Origin of the sequence: Brevundimonas sp. VNH65 (assembly GCF_049445955.1) — a bacterium.
Classification (GTDB): Bacteria; Pseudomonadota; Alphaproteobacteria; order Caulobacterales; family Caulobacteraceae; genus Brevundimonas.
The window spans coordinates 605,068-620,377 of sequence record NZ_JBMSDX010000002.1 but is presented as its reverse complement, the minus strand read 5'-3'; the positions used below and the strand labels follow the sequence as shown (position 1 = coordinate 620,377).

General features: G+C 65.7%; 13 protein-coding genes. 1 reads left to right on the top strand and 12 read right to left on the bottom strand.

The genetic code is table 11. The annotated features are described in order from the left end of the window. Window positions 1-88: 88 nt before the first annotated feature. The 5 genes from ACO2Q1_RS06835 to ACO2Q1_RS06815 all read right to left on the bottom strand — a co-directional run bounded on the left by ACO2Q1_RS06835 (window position 89) and on the right by ACO2Q1_RS06815 (window position 2,549). Window positions 89-352, bottom strand: coding sequence for a DUF2285 domain-containing protein (locus ACO2Q1_RS06835; protein WP_206046140.1), 264 nt, complete (start codon window positions 350-352; stop codon window positions 89-91). 120 nt (window positions 353-472) lie between these two features. Then, window positions 473-715: a helix-turn-helix domain-containing protein gene (locus ACO2Q1_RS06830; protein WP_086490822.1), complete on the bottom strand. Its 243-nt coding sequence runs from the start codon at window positions 713-715 to the stop codon at window positions 473-475. A 188-nt stretch (window positions 716-903) separates the two neighbouring features. Then, window positions 904-1,230, bottom strand: a complete 327-nt coding sequence (locus ACO2Q1_RS06825; RefSeq protein WP_086490821.1) for a DUF736 domain-containing protein — start codon at window positions 1,228-1,230, stop codon at window positions 904-906. 568 nt (window positions 1,231-1,798) lie between these two features. After that, a complete protein-coding gene (locus ACO2Q1_RS06820; RefSeq protein WP_086490820.1) occupies window positions 1,799-2,242 on the bottom strand; it encodes a hypothetical protein in 444 nt (147 codons plus the stop codon). 139 nt (window positions 2,243-2,381) lie between these two features. Then, on the bottom strand, window positions 2,382-2,549 hold the full coding sequence (locus tag ACO2Q1_RS06815; RefSeq protein ID WP_167381816.1) for a hypothetical protein: 168 nt from the start codon (window positions 2,547-2,549) through the stop codon (window positions 2,382-2,384). A gap of 310 nt (window positions 2,550-2,859) precedes the next feature. Between ACO2Q1_RS06815 and ACO2Q1_RS06810 the strand changes: the two genes are divergently transcribed. Further along, on the top strand, window positions 2,860-3,069 hold the full coding sequence (locus tag ACO2Q1_RS06810) for a hypothetical protein (RefSeq protein ID WP_086490972.1): 210 nt from the start codon (window positions 2,860-2,862) through the stop codon (window positions 3,067-3,069). A 257-nt stretch (window positions 3,070-3,326) separates the two neighbouring features. On the opposite strand, the gene ACO2Q1_RS06805 is transcribed toward ACO2Q1_RS06810, so the two are convergent. The 7 genes from ACO2Q1_RS06805 to ACO2Q1_RS06775 form a co-directional block, all read right to left on the bottom strand. Beyond that, window positions 3,327-4,250, bottom strand: a complete 924-nt coding sequence (locus ACO2Q1_RS06805; protein ID WP_086490971.1) for a DUF2493 domain-containing protein — start codon at window positions 4,248-4,250, stop codon at window positions 3,327-3,329. 296 nt (window positions 4,251-4,546) lie between these two features. Further along, window positions 4,547-5,584: a DUF7146 domain-containing protein gene (locus ACO2Q1_RS06800; protein ID WP_086490817.1), complete on the bottom strand. Its 1,038-nt coding sequence runs from the start codon at window positions 5,582-5,584 to the stop codon at window positions 4,547-4,549. After that, window positions 5,584-9,900, bottom strand: a complete 4,317-nt coding sequence (locus ACO2Q1_RS06795; RefSeq protein WP_423328746.1) for a strawberry notch-like NTP hydrolase domain-containing protein — start codon at window positions 9,898-9,900, stop codon at window positions 5,584-5,586. The genes ACO2Q1_RS06800 and ACO2Q1_RS06795 overlap by 1 nt, the downstream gene beginning before the upstream one ends. A gap of 453 nt (window positions 9,901-10,353) precedes the next feature. After that, a complete protein-coding gene (locus ACO2Q1_RS06790) occupies window positions 10,354-10,578 on the bottom strand; it encodes a DUF6117 family protein (protein WP_086490815.1) in 225 nt (74 codons plus the stop codon). Next, window positions 10,575-10,988, bottom strand: coding sequence for a hypothetical protein (locus tag ACO2Q1_RS06785; protein WP_086490814.1), 414 nt, complete (start codon window positions 10,986-10,988; stop codon window positions 10,575-10,577). Before ACO2Q1_RS06785 ends, ACO2Q1_RS06790 begins: the two co-directional genes overlap by 4 nt. Window positions 10,989-11,090: 102 nt before the next feature. Continuing rightward, the gene (locus ACO2Q1_RS06780) at window positions 11,091-13,217 is read right to left on the bottom strand and encodes a ParB/RepB/Spo0J family partition protein (protein WP_086490813.1); all 2,127 of its coding nucleotides are present in this window, start codon (window positions 13,215-13,217) and stop codon (window positions 11,091-11,093) included. Between the two features lie 177 nt (window positions 13,218-13,394). Next, window positions 13,395-14,333 carry an ArdC family protein gene (locus ACO2Q1_RS06775; protein WP_086490812.1) on the bottom strand — a complete coding sequence of 313 codons (939 nt, stop codon included), beginning with the start codon at window positions 14,331-14,333 and terminating at the stop codon, window positions 13,395-13,397. Window positions 14,334-15,310 lie beyond the last annotated feature (977 nt).

Below are 15,310 nucleotides of genomic sequence, written 5' to 3'. Positions count from 1 at the left end.
CGCGAGTTATGCGGCTATGACGATTCCAAGTTGTGAGAGGGCTGGGAACAACGAAGGACGGGGAACGTGATGCGGAAGGCGCATCACCTCAATGCGTTCGGTCGGCCAACAGTCCGGCGAAGCCGCTCTGTGTCATCCACCGTGCGCGCGCCAAGTGAGAACCATGCACGCGAGCCGCGCGCTCGGGCTCGTCGTTAGCGGAAATCCCGAAAAGCGTCTCGACAACCTCCGTCCAAGCGGCGCCTTGCGCATCAGCATCGAGAAGTCGCAGATACAGCTTCACGTTCGCCTGATCGTAGGCGGTCAACGCCACACCACTCGGCGGCTCGTCGAGATACTCGCTGGTCGTCAATACGTCCCCCGGCGGGCGCATGTATCCGAATTGGAACTGATTGTTAACGATGTTCGAGCTCCGACCGCTGCGCAAGATCGATGCGCGACCGGCCGTGTCGCTGGTACGCGGATCGGAGCGTCAGGGTTGCCCTTTACGATCAACAAGCATCACTCCCACGCCGTGGTCGGAGTTGAGAAGTACGATCCCTGCATGTTCGAAAGCGCGTCTCACCTCGTCTCGCGTACTCTCGTACACCTGCAAGCCGCTTTCCGACTCGAGGCGCTTGAGCGCGGTCAGAGAGACCCGAGCCTTGTCAGCGAGCGTCTCCTGTGTCCAACCCAGCAACGCGCGTGCGGCCCGCGATTGTCGGGCGGTGATCATGCATGATCACCTCCCACTCGGACCTACGCACACGCCAGAACTACGACTATAATAGTCGTTCTTGGCCTTCGCTTCCAGCACCTTGCGTCTGCGGGAAGCCGGTTTGGCGTCATTGGAGCCGCTGACTGATTCGGTCGCCTCAGACGCCGAAGGCCCCGGCCTTTTCGGCCGGGGCCTTGCGCGTAGCTTCAGTCGCCGCGCCGCCCGTTGGGGCGGGACCAGATCAGCGAGAAGGTGTCGCCGTCCTCGTCGTCGAAGAGGTTGGCGTAGATCGGAGCGTTGAAGCTCGGATCGTCGAGCTTGAGGCCCAGATAGTCGCGGCCCTCGTTGGAACGCTTGGACCAGGCGGCCCCAATCTCGGCGCGGCCGACCAGAACCCGGTGGCTTGGGGCGTTCTCGCCGGTAGCGCGGGTGTCGGGGACGATGCGCACGCCCTTGGCCTGGACGCTGAGGGTGACGATTTCGCCGGTGAACTCGTTCGAGCCGGTCTTCTTGAAGGTGCCGATGGTCGCCATTGTAAATCTCCGTTTTCCGTATCCGAGCCCGCACCATTGCGGCCTCGATGGCGATCGGTTGACCGGAGGCGGTCGACGGCGCACCCCGTAGGGGCCTGACAGCAAAGGAGGGCTTTCTTGTCTCGCGAGGAATGGCGGCGCAGCCGGCAGGGGAAGAAAGTTTGACGCCGCTGTTGCGTCATAGGCGATCGAGGCGAAGCCGGCCTTCGGTCAGATCAGGCCATTGAAGAGGCCGTTTGGAGCGGTCGAGTCACGGTCAGAAATCGGGGAAGATGGCGGCCGTCCCGCATCGACAAAACGGCATCGATTGAGGCTACACCGGCCTTCGCTCCCGCTCCCGGCCCGCGTGTCGCATCCTCGTTGTCGCCCCGACCGGAAAGATCGTCCCGCTCGGTCGCCGTCGGTCGGCCCCTGGTCCCGTTGGGACGGCCGCCCGCACTCCAATGATAGCCGCCTGAAGCCGGGTCTAGCATCGATCCTCGCGCTACTCCCCATCTGCAACCGCGTCGGACAACGCGGACGTGTCGAGCAGACGCTGTTCCGGTCCGCCAATAGGTGTCGAGCGCAATCAGGCCTGCGCAAGGCCCTGGCCGGACGAGGCTGGAGCCGCTGCCATCCCCGCGACCCGCATCAGGGCGGTGATGCCGACCGCAATGGCGCCGATGACGGAGAAGCTGATCTGCCAAGCTTCGGACGGCATGAGATGCTTGACGATGCCGTGTGTGGCGTGGAACCCGGCGAGTGCGGCTGGGGCGACGAAAGCGATCGCGACGATCAGCTTCAGCCAGACGGGCCGCCCGAATATCATCACGAGCTGGCCGACCGCTAGAGTGACGGCCGCGGCGACCAAGCCGATAAGAATTGCGCCCGGCACGCCCGCGCCAGTCCCGTGGGCCCAAGCGCCCACGGTCACGCCGACGAAGGCCGGCAGAGCGAACACGGCCAGGGTGAATAGCAGCCAGCACAGCGCGCCGATGGCGGCCAGCGAGGCGAGGATTGCGAGAATGATCATGGTGGTGGCCTCCGTAAGATAAGTCTGACGGTCGCGCCTCCACCACCACCACGGCGCGCTCGAACTATAGCCGAAAATCGGCTTTGGCGGCAGCGGAAAACGCGAGTGCCTTGCGCACGGCGACGCCGGTTCGCCCCGGTTAAGGGGCGAAGGGATCGATCTCGTGAACGATCGCTGCCGTGTCGCCGTCATATTCGCTCGCGGGCGTCACCGAGAGGGTGCCGTCGCCGGCCTGGAAGATGACGATCGCCGCCATCAGTGTCGTGGCGAGGCTGAAAGCGAAGGCGTGGGCGTCATTGAGGGACATGTTGCGGCTCCTGCTGGAGCGGGGGACCATCCCCCGCCGACAGGCGCCCGAAGTGTCCGGCCGTGGACTGCAATCACCGCATAGGCGCAGCCGAAGCGGCGGCATGCTCGCATAGCCGACCCTTCACGGGTTGATGGCGCGAAGTCCGCGGATGGACCAAGGATCAGCGCTGATAGGCGGAGGTGGTTTCGCGTCGGGAGAGCATCCCATAGTCTTGATGCTCGCATTGCTTAGTTCGCCCCGGGGTCTTCTGAGGGTGATATTTGCGCTATGCTCGAAGTGACGGGCGTGGAGTCGCGAAGGACTGATGATGGCCGAGTTCACAGGCAGAGATCTGCACCTCGTGAAGAAAGCTCTGACGATCGCGGTGCTGGCGATCGAGCGGCAACCGGGACCTTTTCAGTCGGCCTCCGATCAGGCGGACATGAAGGGTCTGCTAGACGTGCTGATCGAGAACGATACCGAACTTGCCTTTTACGCGCGTTCCGCTCGGATCGCCGTTACCGGCGAGCCGGACTGAGCGCGAGGCGCGGAATGGCGGCGACGGTTCCCTTCGAGAAGCTACACAAGGACGGCAGCCTGTGGGTCGTGGGCCAGACGATGGATGGGCAACCTACCGGATATTGGGAGTGGTTTCGCCGCGATGGCTCGAAGCTGCGGTCCGGCTACTTCGATCGAGGCCAACAAGTCGGTGAATGGACGACGTACGATAGCTCCGGGTGCGTCTACAAGGTCACCAAGATGAAACGCTAAGTCGAACCGCGTGCGTGGCGGCGCTTACGCGCCGCCGTGCTTCCACACCGGAATGCCGAGCTTCTTGGCCTTGTCGGCGAGGTTGTCGTTGATGCCGGTCCCCGGGAAATGCAGCACGCCCTTCGGCATGATCTCCAGCATCTGATCGTTGCGTTTGAACGGCGCAGAGCGCCCGTGCTTTGTCCAGTCGGGTGCAAAGCCAATCTGAGGAACGTCGCGGTTCTTGGCCCACAGCGAGGCGATCTTTTCGGCGCCCTTGGGCGACTTGCCGTGCACCAGCACCATGTCGGGGTGCTTCGTATGAACCTGGTCCAGCTTGGCCCAGATCAGCCGATGATCGTCATAGTCGAGCCCGCCGGTGACAACGATCTTGGGACCGGGTGGCAGAAGCACTTCCTGGTCGGCGCGCTTCTTCGCCATCAGGAAGTCGCGGCTGTCGATCATCGCCGAAGTCAGATTGCGATGGTTGACCTTCGATCCGCTGCGCGGGAGCCATGGCTTGCCGACATGGCGTTCGTAGTGCTCGGCGGCCTGGTCGCGCATCAGTTCGAAGGCGTTCTGCCGCTCGATGAGCGTCATGCCTTCGGCGATCAGGCGCTCCAGCTCGACCGACTTCACCTCGCTGCCGTCCTGTTCGCGCTGCGCTCGCTTCTGGGCCTGCTCATTGTCGTCCAGTTCCCGGCCGATCCGATCGGTCGCGCGGTGGAACACGTTGACGGTCGACCAGAGGAGATCGTCGAGGTCGGGTTCGAGGCGAGTGTCCTCCAGGGTGCCGATCAGGGCGTCGAAGATGTCGGCGACAGCCCCTGCGACTTGGTTGCCGTCAGGCAGAAGCCGCTGGTCGGGCTCGTCGGTGAAGGGGCGGTAACCGTGGAGCTGGAGCTCGTTGAGGACATGGTCGGTTGGTGAGGATTCGTGGTGCGGTTCGTAGTCGTCGTGATCGCGCATGGGATGCTCCGTCGGTTGGACCGCGACCGTCGCGGCCTTCATGGCGACGAAGCCCACGGGCCGGACGGCCGGGCACCCGGAGCGCAAGCGTAGGGCTCGATGGCTAAGGCCGGCTATTTTGCCTCGCGATGGAAAGCGGCCTTCAGGCCGCGCCGGAAAATAGTCGGCCGCCGCCATTGCCCGGTTGGCCGGCTTGTGGGCCGATCGCCCTCTCGAAGGCCGAGGCGTGGTCCTCTCTGACGGATTGGTGCATCCGCCGAGCACGTCGGCGATCCGTACGGTCGTTCGCCTGCCGGCTATGCCGCCAACGCCATGAAGCGCGCGACGTCCTGCGGCGCGACCTGCAACCGGGCTTCCATGCGAAGTGCCTCCAGGCCGAGGGTGCGTAGATCCTCGTTGAAATCGCCCAGCTCCGGCGAAATGACGATTGCCTCGATCCCGGCCGCGTTGGCCCGTTCGACGAGGGTATCTCGTGCGCCGTCACCGGCCGGATCGTTGTCGCGGACGATGTAAAGCCGCCGCAGCGTTTCGGGGAACAGGATGGCGGCAAGATGTGCTGCGGAGAGCGCAGCCAGCATCGGCAGGTCGGGCAAGACCTGCCGAAGCGACAGGACGGTCTCGATACCTTCGCCGGCCGCCATTACCTCGCCGCCGATGCCGAAGCGCACCGCGTTGCCGAGCAGATCGCCCATTGCCCGCCTCGGCGTATCGATCGGCGCCTTGTCGCGGCGGCGGGGATCGAGCCAGGTGCGATGCGCCCCGGTTATCTTGCCGTCGAGGTCGGTGACGGCCGCAATCATCGCCGGCCAGGTCTCGGTCTGCGAATGTTCGTCAGGCCGATAGTAGCAGCGCGGGTGAAAATGCAGGTTTCCGGTTCCGCGTATATCCGTAATGCCGCGTTCCCGCAGATACGCCTGTACGAGCGTGCCGCGGATAGGCTGCGACATCCGAACCAGCCGTCGCGCCGCCTCGGGGGAGCCATGCGGTGCTGGGCTCTGACGCTGATGCTCGCGGGCTTCCGGCTCGGGCGGCGGCATCGAGAGGAAGGTCCGGGCCTCACCGGCGACGTCCTTGAAGTCGATGAGGCCGCAGCTCTCCCTGATGACGTCGAGGAGGTCACCATGCTCGCCAGTCGCCGCGTCGGTCCATTTGCCGGCTGGACCTTTCGGCGTGTCCTTCAGCCGGACGTACATCGAGCGGCCGGGCGTGTTGCGCGCGTCGCCCACGAGCCAGTAGTTGCCTTCGCGGCGGCCGCTCGAGAGATAGTGCCGGCATACCGCCTCGGCCTGCCGGCCGAGACGATGTGCAAGATCGGAGGCGTCCAGACGTGTCATCACGCGGCCTCCCGCTCGGAGATGCGCGCGACCGGGAAGGTGTCGAGCAGCTTGGCGAGGATGACTGGCCCGGTGCCGTCGACCGGGACGAAGAAGCGCAGCTTCCAGGAGATGATCTCGCTGAACAGGCCATAGGCCCGTAGCCGGTCTCGCATAGCCTCGGTGAAGCCGGTCAGTTCCAGTCGTTGGGCGTTCATCACGCGGGCCCGCCTAAGCTGGAGGCCATCGGCGAGATCGAGGATCGCCGTGCCATCCATCAGGGCGCTGAAGGCCTGCTCCGGGGTCAGCGATGCGGTGCCCGTGGTGACGGCGTTCGCCGCCCACGCGGGTGACACGCGCCGGCCGATGATGCGCTCGCCGGCATCGGTCTGAAGCCGGTAGACGCGGGTCGATTCGTTCGGCAGCCGCTTCCAAATCGGCAGCAGCAGGCCGGAGACAATATGGATCGTGCTGTCGGAGAACTCCGGCACGTCGTTCAGCTCCGCCCACCAAGCTGCGGCGAAGAGGGCGCGATCGACTTCCTCCCAATGGCTCTCCCCCATCATGCGCAGCGGCGCGTGGTGCTGCTCCATGGGCCTGATCAGGCAGACACGGCGCTCGATTTCGCCATCATCGAGCATCATTGACGGTGCGGGAACTTGCACGGCGGCGCGTCCCGAGCGGCCGTTGACCAGCAGCTGTGTCCGTGGATCGGCGAGGTGATCGAGCGCATCGGCCAAGCTCGTCGGACGATTGCGCTCACGGCGGGTGATGGTGAGGAGCCGCGTTTCCGCGCCGCTGTTCGGATGGGTGTGGATCACTTGGGCGTCGGTGACGATGAAGCTCTCGGCCTGGAGCGTCTCAAGCCCGATGTCGTAGACACCGCTGCGGATCGCGCCCTCAACCTTGGCGGTCAGGAGCTGCTCGAACGCCGTGAACAGCACGCCCTGCAGGTCGATGGTCAGGGCCAGCAGGCGGTTGAGGAAGGTGGTGATCGGCGGCAGCTCGTCCTTGATGCCGTTGTCGTCCGTGAGCTTGAGCCCGGTGGCGGACTGGAAGCGGTGCAGCGAACAGCCCTCGACCTTGCCGCGAACGAGCAGCAGATAGAGCTGACGCAATGCGTCGCGGGCATAGGGGCTTTCGAGATTGTCCTCAGGCCGGAACAGGCCTTGGCCTCCGGTCTGGCGCTGCCCGCGCGTAATGGCGCCCAGCGTGTCGAGCCGGCGCGCGATCGTCGAGAGGAAGCGTTTCTCGGCCTTCACGTCGGTGGCGATCGGCCGGAAGAGCGGCGGCTGCGCCTGGTTGGTGCGGTTGGTACGACCGAGTCCCTGGATCGCCGCGTCAGCTTTCCACCCAGGCTCCAGCAGATAATGGATGCGCAGGCGTTGATTCTTCGCGCCAAGGTCCGCGTGATAGCTCCGCCCCGTTCCGCCGGCATCCGAGAAGACGAGGATGCGCTTCTGGTCATCCATGAAGGCGGCCGCCTCGGCGAGATTGGCTGATCCTGCCCGTTTCTCGACTGCAAGGCGCTCACCCTTGCGCACCACGCGGCGCGACCGACCGGTGATCTCGGCGACCAGATCGGTGCCGAAGCGCTGGACGATCTGGTCGAGCGCGCCGGGCACAGGGTCAAGCGAGGCGAGCCGCTCGATCAGTTCGTCGCGGCGGGCGACGGCTTCCCGGCTCTCCACGGGCTGGCCGTCCCGGAAGACTGGCCGCGACGACAGATTGCCCTCGCTGTCGGAGAACGGCTCGTAGAGCTGCACGGGGAAGGAATGGGCGAGATAGTCGAGGACATATTCGCGCGGAGTGATGTCGACGCGCACGTCGTTCCATTCCTCCGTGGGGATATCGGCCAGTCGGCGTTCCATCAATGCCTCGCCAGTCGAGACGATCTGGATCACCGCCGAGTGGCCGTTAGCGAGGTCCTGCTCGATCGACCGGATCAGCGTCGGCGTCTTCATGCTGGTCAGGAGATGACCGAAGAAGCGCTGCTTGGCGCTCTCGAAGGCGCTCCGCGCGGCTGACTTCGCCTGCCGGTTCAGCGTCCCCGTCGAGCCGGTGATGTTGGCGGCCTGCATCGCCGCATCGAGATGATTGTGGATGATGGCGAAGGCGCCGGCATAGGCATCGTAGATGCGGGTTTGCTCAGGCGTGAGCTGGTGCTCGACCAGCTCATATTCGACGCCATCATAGGAGAGCGACCGGGCCGTGTAGAGGCCGAGCGCGCGCAGGTCGCGGGCGAGCACTTCCATGGCCGCGACGCCGCCATTCTCCACGGCCTCGACGAACTCGGCACGATTGGCGAAGGGGAAGTCCTCGCCGCCCCACAGGCCGAGCCGCTGGGCATAGGCAAGATTGTGGACGGTCGTCGCGCCGGTCGCCGAGACGTAGACCACCCGGGCGTTCGGGAGCGCGTGCTGGAGCCGGAGCCCCGCACGGCCTTGCTGCGACGGCGCAACGTCGCCCCGCTCTCCCTTCCCGCCTCCGGCATTCTGCATCGCGTGGCTCTCGTCGAAGATGATCACTCCATCGAAATCGGAGCCCAACCATTCGACGATCTGCTTGACCCGCGAAAGCTTCTCGCCGCGGTCGTCGGACCGTAGCGTAGCGTAGGTGGTGAATAGGACGCCTTCGTTCAGGCGGATGGGCGTGCCCTGCGGAAAACGCGACAGCGGCGTGACCAGCAGGCGCTCCATCCCGAGCGCCGACCAGTCGCGTTGCGCGTCTTCCAGCAGCTTGTCCGACTTCGAGATCCACACCGCCTTGCGACGGCCCTGGAGCCAGTTGTCGAGAATGATGCCCGCCGACTGGCGGCCCTTGCCGGCGCCGGTGCCGTCGCCGAGCATGAAGCCCCGGCGGAAGCGGATGGCGTTCGGCGCATCGTCTGGCGCAGCGGTGACCAGATCACGGGTTGCGTCCACGGACCAGGCGCCGGCGAGATATTCGCCATGGGCCTCGCCGGCATAGATCACCGTCTCGAGCTGGGCATCGGACAGCAGACCATCGGTGACGATCGCGGCCGGAAGCGTCGGGCGATAGTTCGGCTTTGGCGGCGCGACCGATGCCATGGCGGCCGACTGCACCAATTTGGTGGGATGGGGCTGCGCGCCCGGGATGCGGATCGACTGGAGCGCATAGGCCTCGTAGATCGAGTCCGATAGGCCGCCGTCGCGCGGCGTCCAGTCCACGGTTTCATAGTCGAGCGGTACGCCCTCGACCTGAGCGATGCGGCGGACGGGCGTGGCAGCCGCGGCCCGGGCGAGATAGCCACGAACGGTGCGCGGCGCGGTGTCGGGCGTGACCTTGGGCGGTGCGCCGGCGATGCGCGGGGGCACGTCCCGTTCGATCCAGGCGAGCAGCGTCGCCACATCGGGCGCAATGCCAGGGGATGCGGGGAAGCTCGCAGCATCCTCGGCGGGCGCCTTGTCGATGACTGTGAGGCGAGTTTCGATGGTCGTGCCGTGCTTGGCATAGACCGAGCCCGCGATCGGCGCGGTGAACACGATGCGGCCGCTCGCCTGCAGCCGGACGAAGCTGTCCCGCCAAGCTGGCAGCTCGGGCGAGAAACTCGCGCCGGTGATCGCGACCAGTCGGCCGCCGGGCGCGAGCCGCGCCAGAGCGGAAGCGATGTGGCGATAGGCGGCGTCGGCGACGCGACCGGAGACGTTCGCCATGACTGAAAATGGCGGGTTCATGATGACGACGCTGGGAATGGCGGCGCGGTCGAGATGATCGTCGATTTGCGCGGCGTCGAAGCGCTTGACGGCAATGGCCGGAAAGAGAGAGGCGAGGAGATCGGCCCGGGTCTCGGCCAGCTCGTTTAGGATGAGATCGCAGCCGGCGATCTCCGAGAGGACCGCGAGCAGGCCCGTGCCGGCCGAGGGTTCCAGCACACGGTCGGCGGGTGTGAGTGCCGCGGCGGTCAAGGCCGCGAGACCGAGCGGCGTCGGCGTGGAAAATTGCTGGAAGGCCTGGGTTTCCTCGGACCGGCGCGTGTGCGTAGGCAGCAAACCGGCGATCTTGCCGAGCGCGGCGAGCCGTGCAGCCGGAGACGAGGCTTTGCGGAAAAGCGGCTTTCCGTATTTTCGCAGGAAAAGCACCGTCGCCGCCTCGCAGGCGTCATAGGCCGTCTTCCAGTCCCAGGCGCCAGTGGCGTCAGAGGCGCCAAAGGCCTGTTCCATGGCCGAGCGCAGGATCGCGGCGTCGATCGCGCGGCCCTGTTCGAGATGAGAAAGGAGATGGGCGGCGGCGGCGAGAATGGCGGCGGCCGGAGGCGCGTCCGGCGCGAGCGGAAGCGAGGTCGCCTTGGCGGCGGGGATCGGAGCATGGAGCATGAGGGGAACCTCGGAGAGCGGGATAGGAACGAGCCTGCCCGGCGCTCTCTCTCGACCGGACGGGCTCAACCCGTCCCGGCCACCCTCTCACTCTGACGTGGGCGTAACCCGGCCTGTCGCACCGGCTTCCGGAGGTGCGGATGGGAGGCTAAGCTCTCGTAGGAAAACAAGCCGAACGCCAAGCCAAAGCACCGGCCGAGCGGCTTCGCCCGCGTCGACGGGCAATGGGAAGTGGCGGTCTGGCAGAGGTTCTACGCCAGGATCGGCCTCAGAGGGGACAAGGCTTGTGAACAAGGCATGGCACGAGGACAACCCGATGCCAGCACGACCGTCGAAAGATCAGAGGATCGCATGGCATGTGGCGCATGCTCGAGCTTGTGTTTGCCGCGAGGTCCCCAGGAGCATCAGAGCTGAGGTTGAAGCGGTGCTCGCCGGCGATCAGCGCCCCGATGCCTATGCCGATGCCTCCGGCGGGCGGTAGAGCTCGAAAGGATTGCCGTCGGCCAGATGGCCGAACGGCGTGAACACGAATTCGCCGCCGTCGCGCCCGACGGCGCAGATGACGTAGCGGGTCTCGCCGGTCGCGACCTCTACGCATTCCATCAGCGCGAGGTCGCCGCCCGTCGCGGCGCGCAGCAAGGTCTGGAAATTGGTGCGGGCGTGGTCGGGAATGCTCATCGCGCGTCCCCGTCCGCCAGGCGGTCCGCCAGCCAGCGTCCCGTGCTCATCCATTCAAGAGTGGCGCCGGTCGAGAGGTCGAGCACATGGGCGCCACCGTAGAAGCCGTTCACCACGGGATCGGACGCGATGTTGGCCCATTGGAATCCCCAGCGCCCGGTCAGCCCGAACGCCTCGGCGCAGCGCGTCACGAACGTGATGAGAAGTTGCTGGTCGGCGCTGCCCGGGTCGCGGAGCCAGAGCCGAGCGGGCCCATGTTCTGGCGTCAGCGAGAGCAGGAACGGCTCGGCGGGCGGATCCTCGCTGGCGTTCTCGGCCATCAGCGCGGTGTAGATGTCGAAGGCGCGCACGGCGTTCGCGGGGGTGCCGACGTCGAGAAGGCAGGAAAAGCGGGTGAAGAAATCGGTCATGTCTGGCTCCTGAAACGAAAATGCCCGGCGCTGGGCCGGGCTCGGAAAGGATCGTTGGTTCGAAGGATGGGCGGAGCAGCCGAAGCCGCTCCGCCTTGGCGATCACTCAGCCGCGACCAGGTGATTCTCCTCATCGTCGCCGACGGATTCCTCGTCCTCGCCCGCGAGGAAGTCAGGCAGCGCCGCGCCGTCATCCCCGACGTCGACCTCGGTATCCGGCGTGGACGCCTCGACCTCCGCGACCAGGCGCAACGGTTCGGGTAGCCAGCCGGTGTCGGCCAGCAGGCGCTCCGCCTCCTTGGCCATGTCCCCCTTTTTCAGATGGTCGATGAGCTGCGCGGCCTGCTCGCCGGCGCCCTCGCGGACTGCCTGCAAGATGCGGGGCTTGGTGACCCGGTTGAGGTAGTTGCCGAATGTCGGACGCCAACCAGCCTCGACCAGATCGAGCCCGGTCGCCTTGGTCAGGCGATCGGCCTGAGCGAGCCTCATGTCGAGCGTATGCTGGGATATGCCGCTGGCGCTGTGCGGGTTGGGACGCTCGTAGAGGGCATTCACGCCATAGCTGACGCAATGGGCGAGCAGCGCCATCCGGCTCGTATCGTCCAGACCCGCGAGCCAGTTCCAAAGCGCATCGTCGTCCTTCGGGATGTCGCCCGCCCAGGCGGCATGGCGGTCCTGCACCGCGCGCGCCGACGGGCTGTCGTTCAGCGCATCGTCCTGGGCCGGGAAGAAGATATGCTTCACTCCGGCTTCCATGGCGCCAGTGTACATCCGGGTCATGAAGGTGTCCGAGACGAGCTTGTGGAGCAGCGCCGTCATGGCGACGTGCGGATTCTCCGCGACGGCGTTGCGCAGCGCGAGCGTGCGATAGGCCGTCAGCTCGACGACCAGGCGTTCCGGCAGCGGCTTGATGACGCCGTCGTCCTCGTCGTCGTCGGGCTCTGCAGGCTGTCCGCCGATGGTGATGACTGCCCGCTGCACCGCTGGCTCGGCCGGATCACCGGCGGCTTCCGCGCCGGTCTCGCCATCGGGTTCGATCCGCGCTTCGTCTTCGGTCCGCACGTAACCGCGGTCGATGTCGAGACTGCCGTCATGGGCGATGCTGATGAACACGCCCGCGCGTTGAATGTCATCCGCCTCGAAGCGCACCGGCCGGGTCTCGAACGCGGCAAGCGCGGTTTCGATCTCGCCGAGGCGCTGATCGACCTCATCCGGCAGCTCGTCGGCGCCTTCATATTCGGTTTCGAGCTTCTGATATTCGGCGTTGAGCGCCTCGATGGTGGCCTGTTCCTCGGCCGAGAGATCGATCGGTTCGCCCTGCAGCTCACGAAGGCCGTGCGTCACGTCATAGGGGAAGCTGGCAGCGACCTCGATCCACTTCCAGCCTTCCGCCGCGATCGTCTCAGCCGCAGCCTTCAGCTTCTCGGCAACAAGACGGTCGAGCAGGGCTGCATCCTCCAGCCAGCCGCCGTCGTCGGATTGGAAGAGGTCACGCGTGGTAACTCCGCCGGCAGCTTCATAGGCCTCGGTGCCGACGAACACCGCTCGCTTGTCCGAGGCGCGCACCGTGGTCTCGGTGAGCATGCGCCGGATCTGATAGGGCTCCTTCGACCAGGCGTCCTTGATCGCCTCCCAGACCTGTTCCTGGCGGGCATGGTCGGTCGAGACGGTGAACGCCATGAGTTGCTCCAGCGTCATGCCGTCCTCGGCATAGACGTCGAGCAGAACAGGCGACACGGAGGCGAGCCGCAGCCGCTGTTTCACGACCGGGGCCGGCACGAAGAAGGCCGCAGCGATCTCCTCCTCGCTCATGCCCTTGTCGCGCATGTCCTGGAAGGCGCGGTACTGGTCGAGGGGATGGAGCGGCGCGCGCTCGATATTTTCGGCGAGCGAGACTTCTTCGGCGAGGATGGCGCTGTCGCGCTCGCGCACCACACAGGGCACCGGCGCGATCTTTGCGAGGCGCTTCTGCTTGACCAGCATCTCCAGCGCCCGGAAGCGGCGGCCTCCGGCGGGCACCTCGAACATGCCGGTCTCGTTGCCGTCAGCGTCAGCGACGGGCACGACGCTGATGCTCTGGATCAGGCCGCGCCGGGCGATCGAGGCCGCCAGGTCTTCGATCGAGACGCCGGCTTTCACACGCCGGACGTTCGACTGGCTGAGCACCAGCTTGTTGAAGGGAATGTCGCGCGAGGACGCGAGAGTGATCTTCTGAACCGCAGTAGCCATCGGAATGTACTCCGCGACGGGCGACCGAAAGACTCTCTCTCGATCTCCAACCCGTCACGAAATCCCGTCCCTTCTCTCCCTCTAGGACCTCGCCGCTTGGACATACGCAAAGGCGTAAAGCCGACGATCCGGCTTCACGCCTTTGCGGGTTTGCGTGCCATGTTTGACCAATGGGGCCTACGCTGCGCGCCTTGCCGGCTCCACCGCGGCCACCGGTGCGTGGGCGAGCAACCAGTCCGCCGCCTTGCTCGCCTGGCTGGCGGCCCGGACGATCGCGCGATTGTCCTCGCGAAGCACTTCCAACCACGAACCTATGTAGTCGGCATGCCGAACGGTCGGCACAATGCCGAGCGTCGCGCAGCAGAAAGCGGCGTTGATTTCGGCGATCAACTCCTCGAACGCATATTTCTTCGTGCCGAAGCCGCCGCTCAGGTCTCGGCCGACTCGCGTGGCATGCCCTGTCGCATGCCCAAGTTCGTGCAGGGCCGTGCGATGCCAGTTGATCGGCTCGAAATAGGCCTGCGGCGGCGGAACCTGCACATAGTCCAGCGCGGGATGGTAATAGGCGCGCGGCCCGCCAATACGGAAGTCGATGCCCGTAGCGGCGATGAGTGCCTCTACTTGGGGCTCGATAAGGCTGGCGGGCGGCGGTGTCGCAGCGGCGCCGGCTTCCTCGGGCAGGTTCTCGCACTGGGCGGTGTTGAAGACGGTGAAGCGCTTGAGGAAGGGGATGGCTTGGGCGTCCTCTCCGGTTTCGCGGGCTCGCCGCTTCTCGTCGTCAGGGACGAAGCGATCGGCATAGACGACCGTCGTACCCTTCTCTCCCTTGCGAACGTTGCCGCCAAGCGCGAGCGCCTGCCGGAAGGTGAGCCAGCGCTGCCCGGGAAAGCCTTGAGTTACGACTGCGCCCCAAAGAATGAGGACGTTGATTCCCGAATAGGGCCGGCCCGTCGCTGCGTTTGCTGGCATGCCGACTGGCGCATTGGCGCCGGTCGCGCCCCACGGCTGGACCCAGGGCAGCCGGCCGGCCTCCAGCTCGGCGATGATCTTGCTGGTGATTTCATCATAAAGGTTCACCCGTTCGGTAGCGGGGCGTGTGGTGCGTTGCTTTGACATCGCGGATCTCCGCGACGGGCGCCGGGAGCCACTCTCCCAGCCCTCAACCCGTCACGGAAAACCCGTCCGCACTCTCACTCTCGCGGGGCGTTGCGGGGCGGCAAGCCCCGCAGAAGGGGTCGGCCGAGACTGGGCTCGGCCGCAGGGGAAGGCCTTCCCCTTTTCGGTTCTCCGTGAATATCGCAGCCGTCCAGCAATCGTCGCGGTTTAAGCGACCCTCGTGTTCAGACGTCATCGGCGCTATCAACAACGACATGAATAGCAATCATGAGCATCGCATGGCGCAACGAGAATATTACAGACCAGCGCGGTCGCTGATACTCGACACGATCCGGTCGCGAGGCGCGGCTTGCAGCTTGCTCTTAGGTGCGATGACCATTGGAGCTTGCGCAGCAGAGCCCGAAGCGTCCGTCGCTGACACGGCGCCGCGCTCCGTCGCGCTCGCCACCCCGGTAGTGAAGATGGAGGCCAGCCCGCCGCCGGCCTTCACCTATTGGGCGCCAGAGGGATCGACGATCCGAAATCATCCGCGAGATCCGAACATATGGATCGCCGAAGGCGTGGATGGGTCGAAGACCTACTATTTCGGCGACCAGTGTCGTGCGTCCGAACGCCAGGATTGGGTTGGACAGCCCGTCGAGACGCTGCCTAAGCCTCCCGTTGACGCGGTGTGGCGTATCGGGACCACAACGTCGCCCCAAACATCAGACCTGCGGCGCGAACGGCTAAACATTTCATTCGACGAGAATAGCCGTCGGGTCGCTAGCGTGGCCTGCGGCTAGATGTCGGGGCTCAGCAAGGTGCACGAAACGCTCGTGACATTCGGCGTATTATTGGCGCTGGCCGCCTGTACGGCTTCGCCAGAGGGGCCAGCCGCCTCTGTGTCACGCGAGCCTACGCGGCCATCAGAAACTGCTACGGTCGATGTGCCCCACCCCGACCAATGCCGAGCTGCGGAGCGGCAAAGCTGGGTGGGT

What these genes read in the sequence shown, in the direction of transcription:
- ACO2Q1_RS06795 (WP_423328746.1), bottom strand. Translation starts at nt 9,900, where the DNA reads ATGCTCCATGCTCCGATCCCCGCCGCCAAGGCGACCTCGCTTCCGCTC.
- ACO2Q1_RS06830 (WP_086490822.1), bottom strand. Translation starts at nt 715, where the DNA reads ATGATCACCGCCCGACAATCGCGGGCCGCACGCGCGTTGCTGGGTTGG.
- ACO2Q1_RS06775 (WP_086490812.1), bottom strand. Translation starts at nt 14,333, where the DNA reads ATGTCAAAGCAACGCACCACACGCCCCGCTACCGAACGGGTGAACCTT.
- ACO2Q1_RS06805 (WP_086490971.1), bottom strand. Translation starts at nt 4,250, where the DNA reads ATGCGCGATCACGACGACTACGAACCGCACCACGAATCCTCACCAACC.
- ACO2Q1_RS06800 (WP_086490817.1), bottom strand. Translation starts at nt 5,584, where the DNA reads ATGACACGTCTGGACGCCTCCGATCTTGCACATCGTCTCGGCCGGCAG.
- ACO2Q1_RS06785 (WP_086490814.1), bottom strand. Translation starts at nt 10,988, where the DNA reads ATGACCGATTTCTTCACCCGCTTTTCCTGCCTTCTCGACGTCGGCACC.
- ACO2Q1_RS06825 (WP_086490821.1), bottom strand. Translation starts at nt 1,230, where the DNA reads ATGGCGACCATCGGCACCTTCAAGAAGACCGGCTCGAACGAGTTCACC.
- ACO2Q1_RS06815 (WP_167381816.1), bottom strand. Translation starts at nt 2,549, where the DNA reads ATGTCCCTCAATGACGCCCACGCCTTCGCTTTCAGCCTCGCCACGACA.
- ACO2Q1_RS06790 (WP_086490815.1), bottom strand. Translation starts at nt 10,578, where the DNA reads ATGAGCATTCCCGACCACGCCCGCACCAATTTCCAGACCTTGCTGCGC.
- ACO2Q1_RS06780 (WP_086490813.1), bottom strand. Translation starts at nt 13,217, where the DNA reads ATGGCTACTGCGGTTCAGAAGATCACTCTCGCGTCCTCGCGCGACATT.
- ACO2Q1_RS06810 (WP_086490972.1), top strand. Translation starts at nt 2,860, where the DNA reads ATGGCCGAGTTCACAGGCAGAGATCTGCACCTCGTGAAGAAAGCTCTG.
- ACO2Q1_RS06820 (WP_086490820.1), bottom strand. Translation starts at nt 2,242, where the DNA reads ATGATCATTCTCGCAATCCTCGCCTCGCTGGCCGCCATCGGCGCGCTG.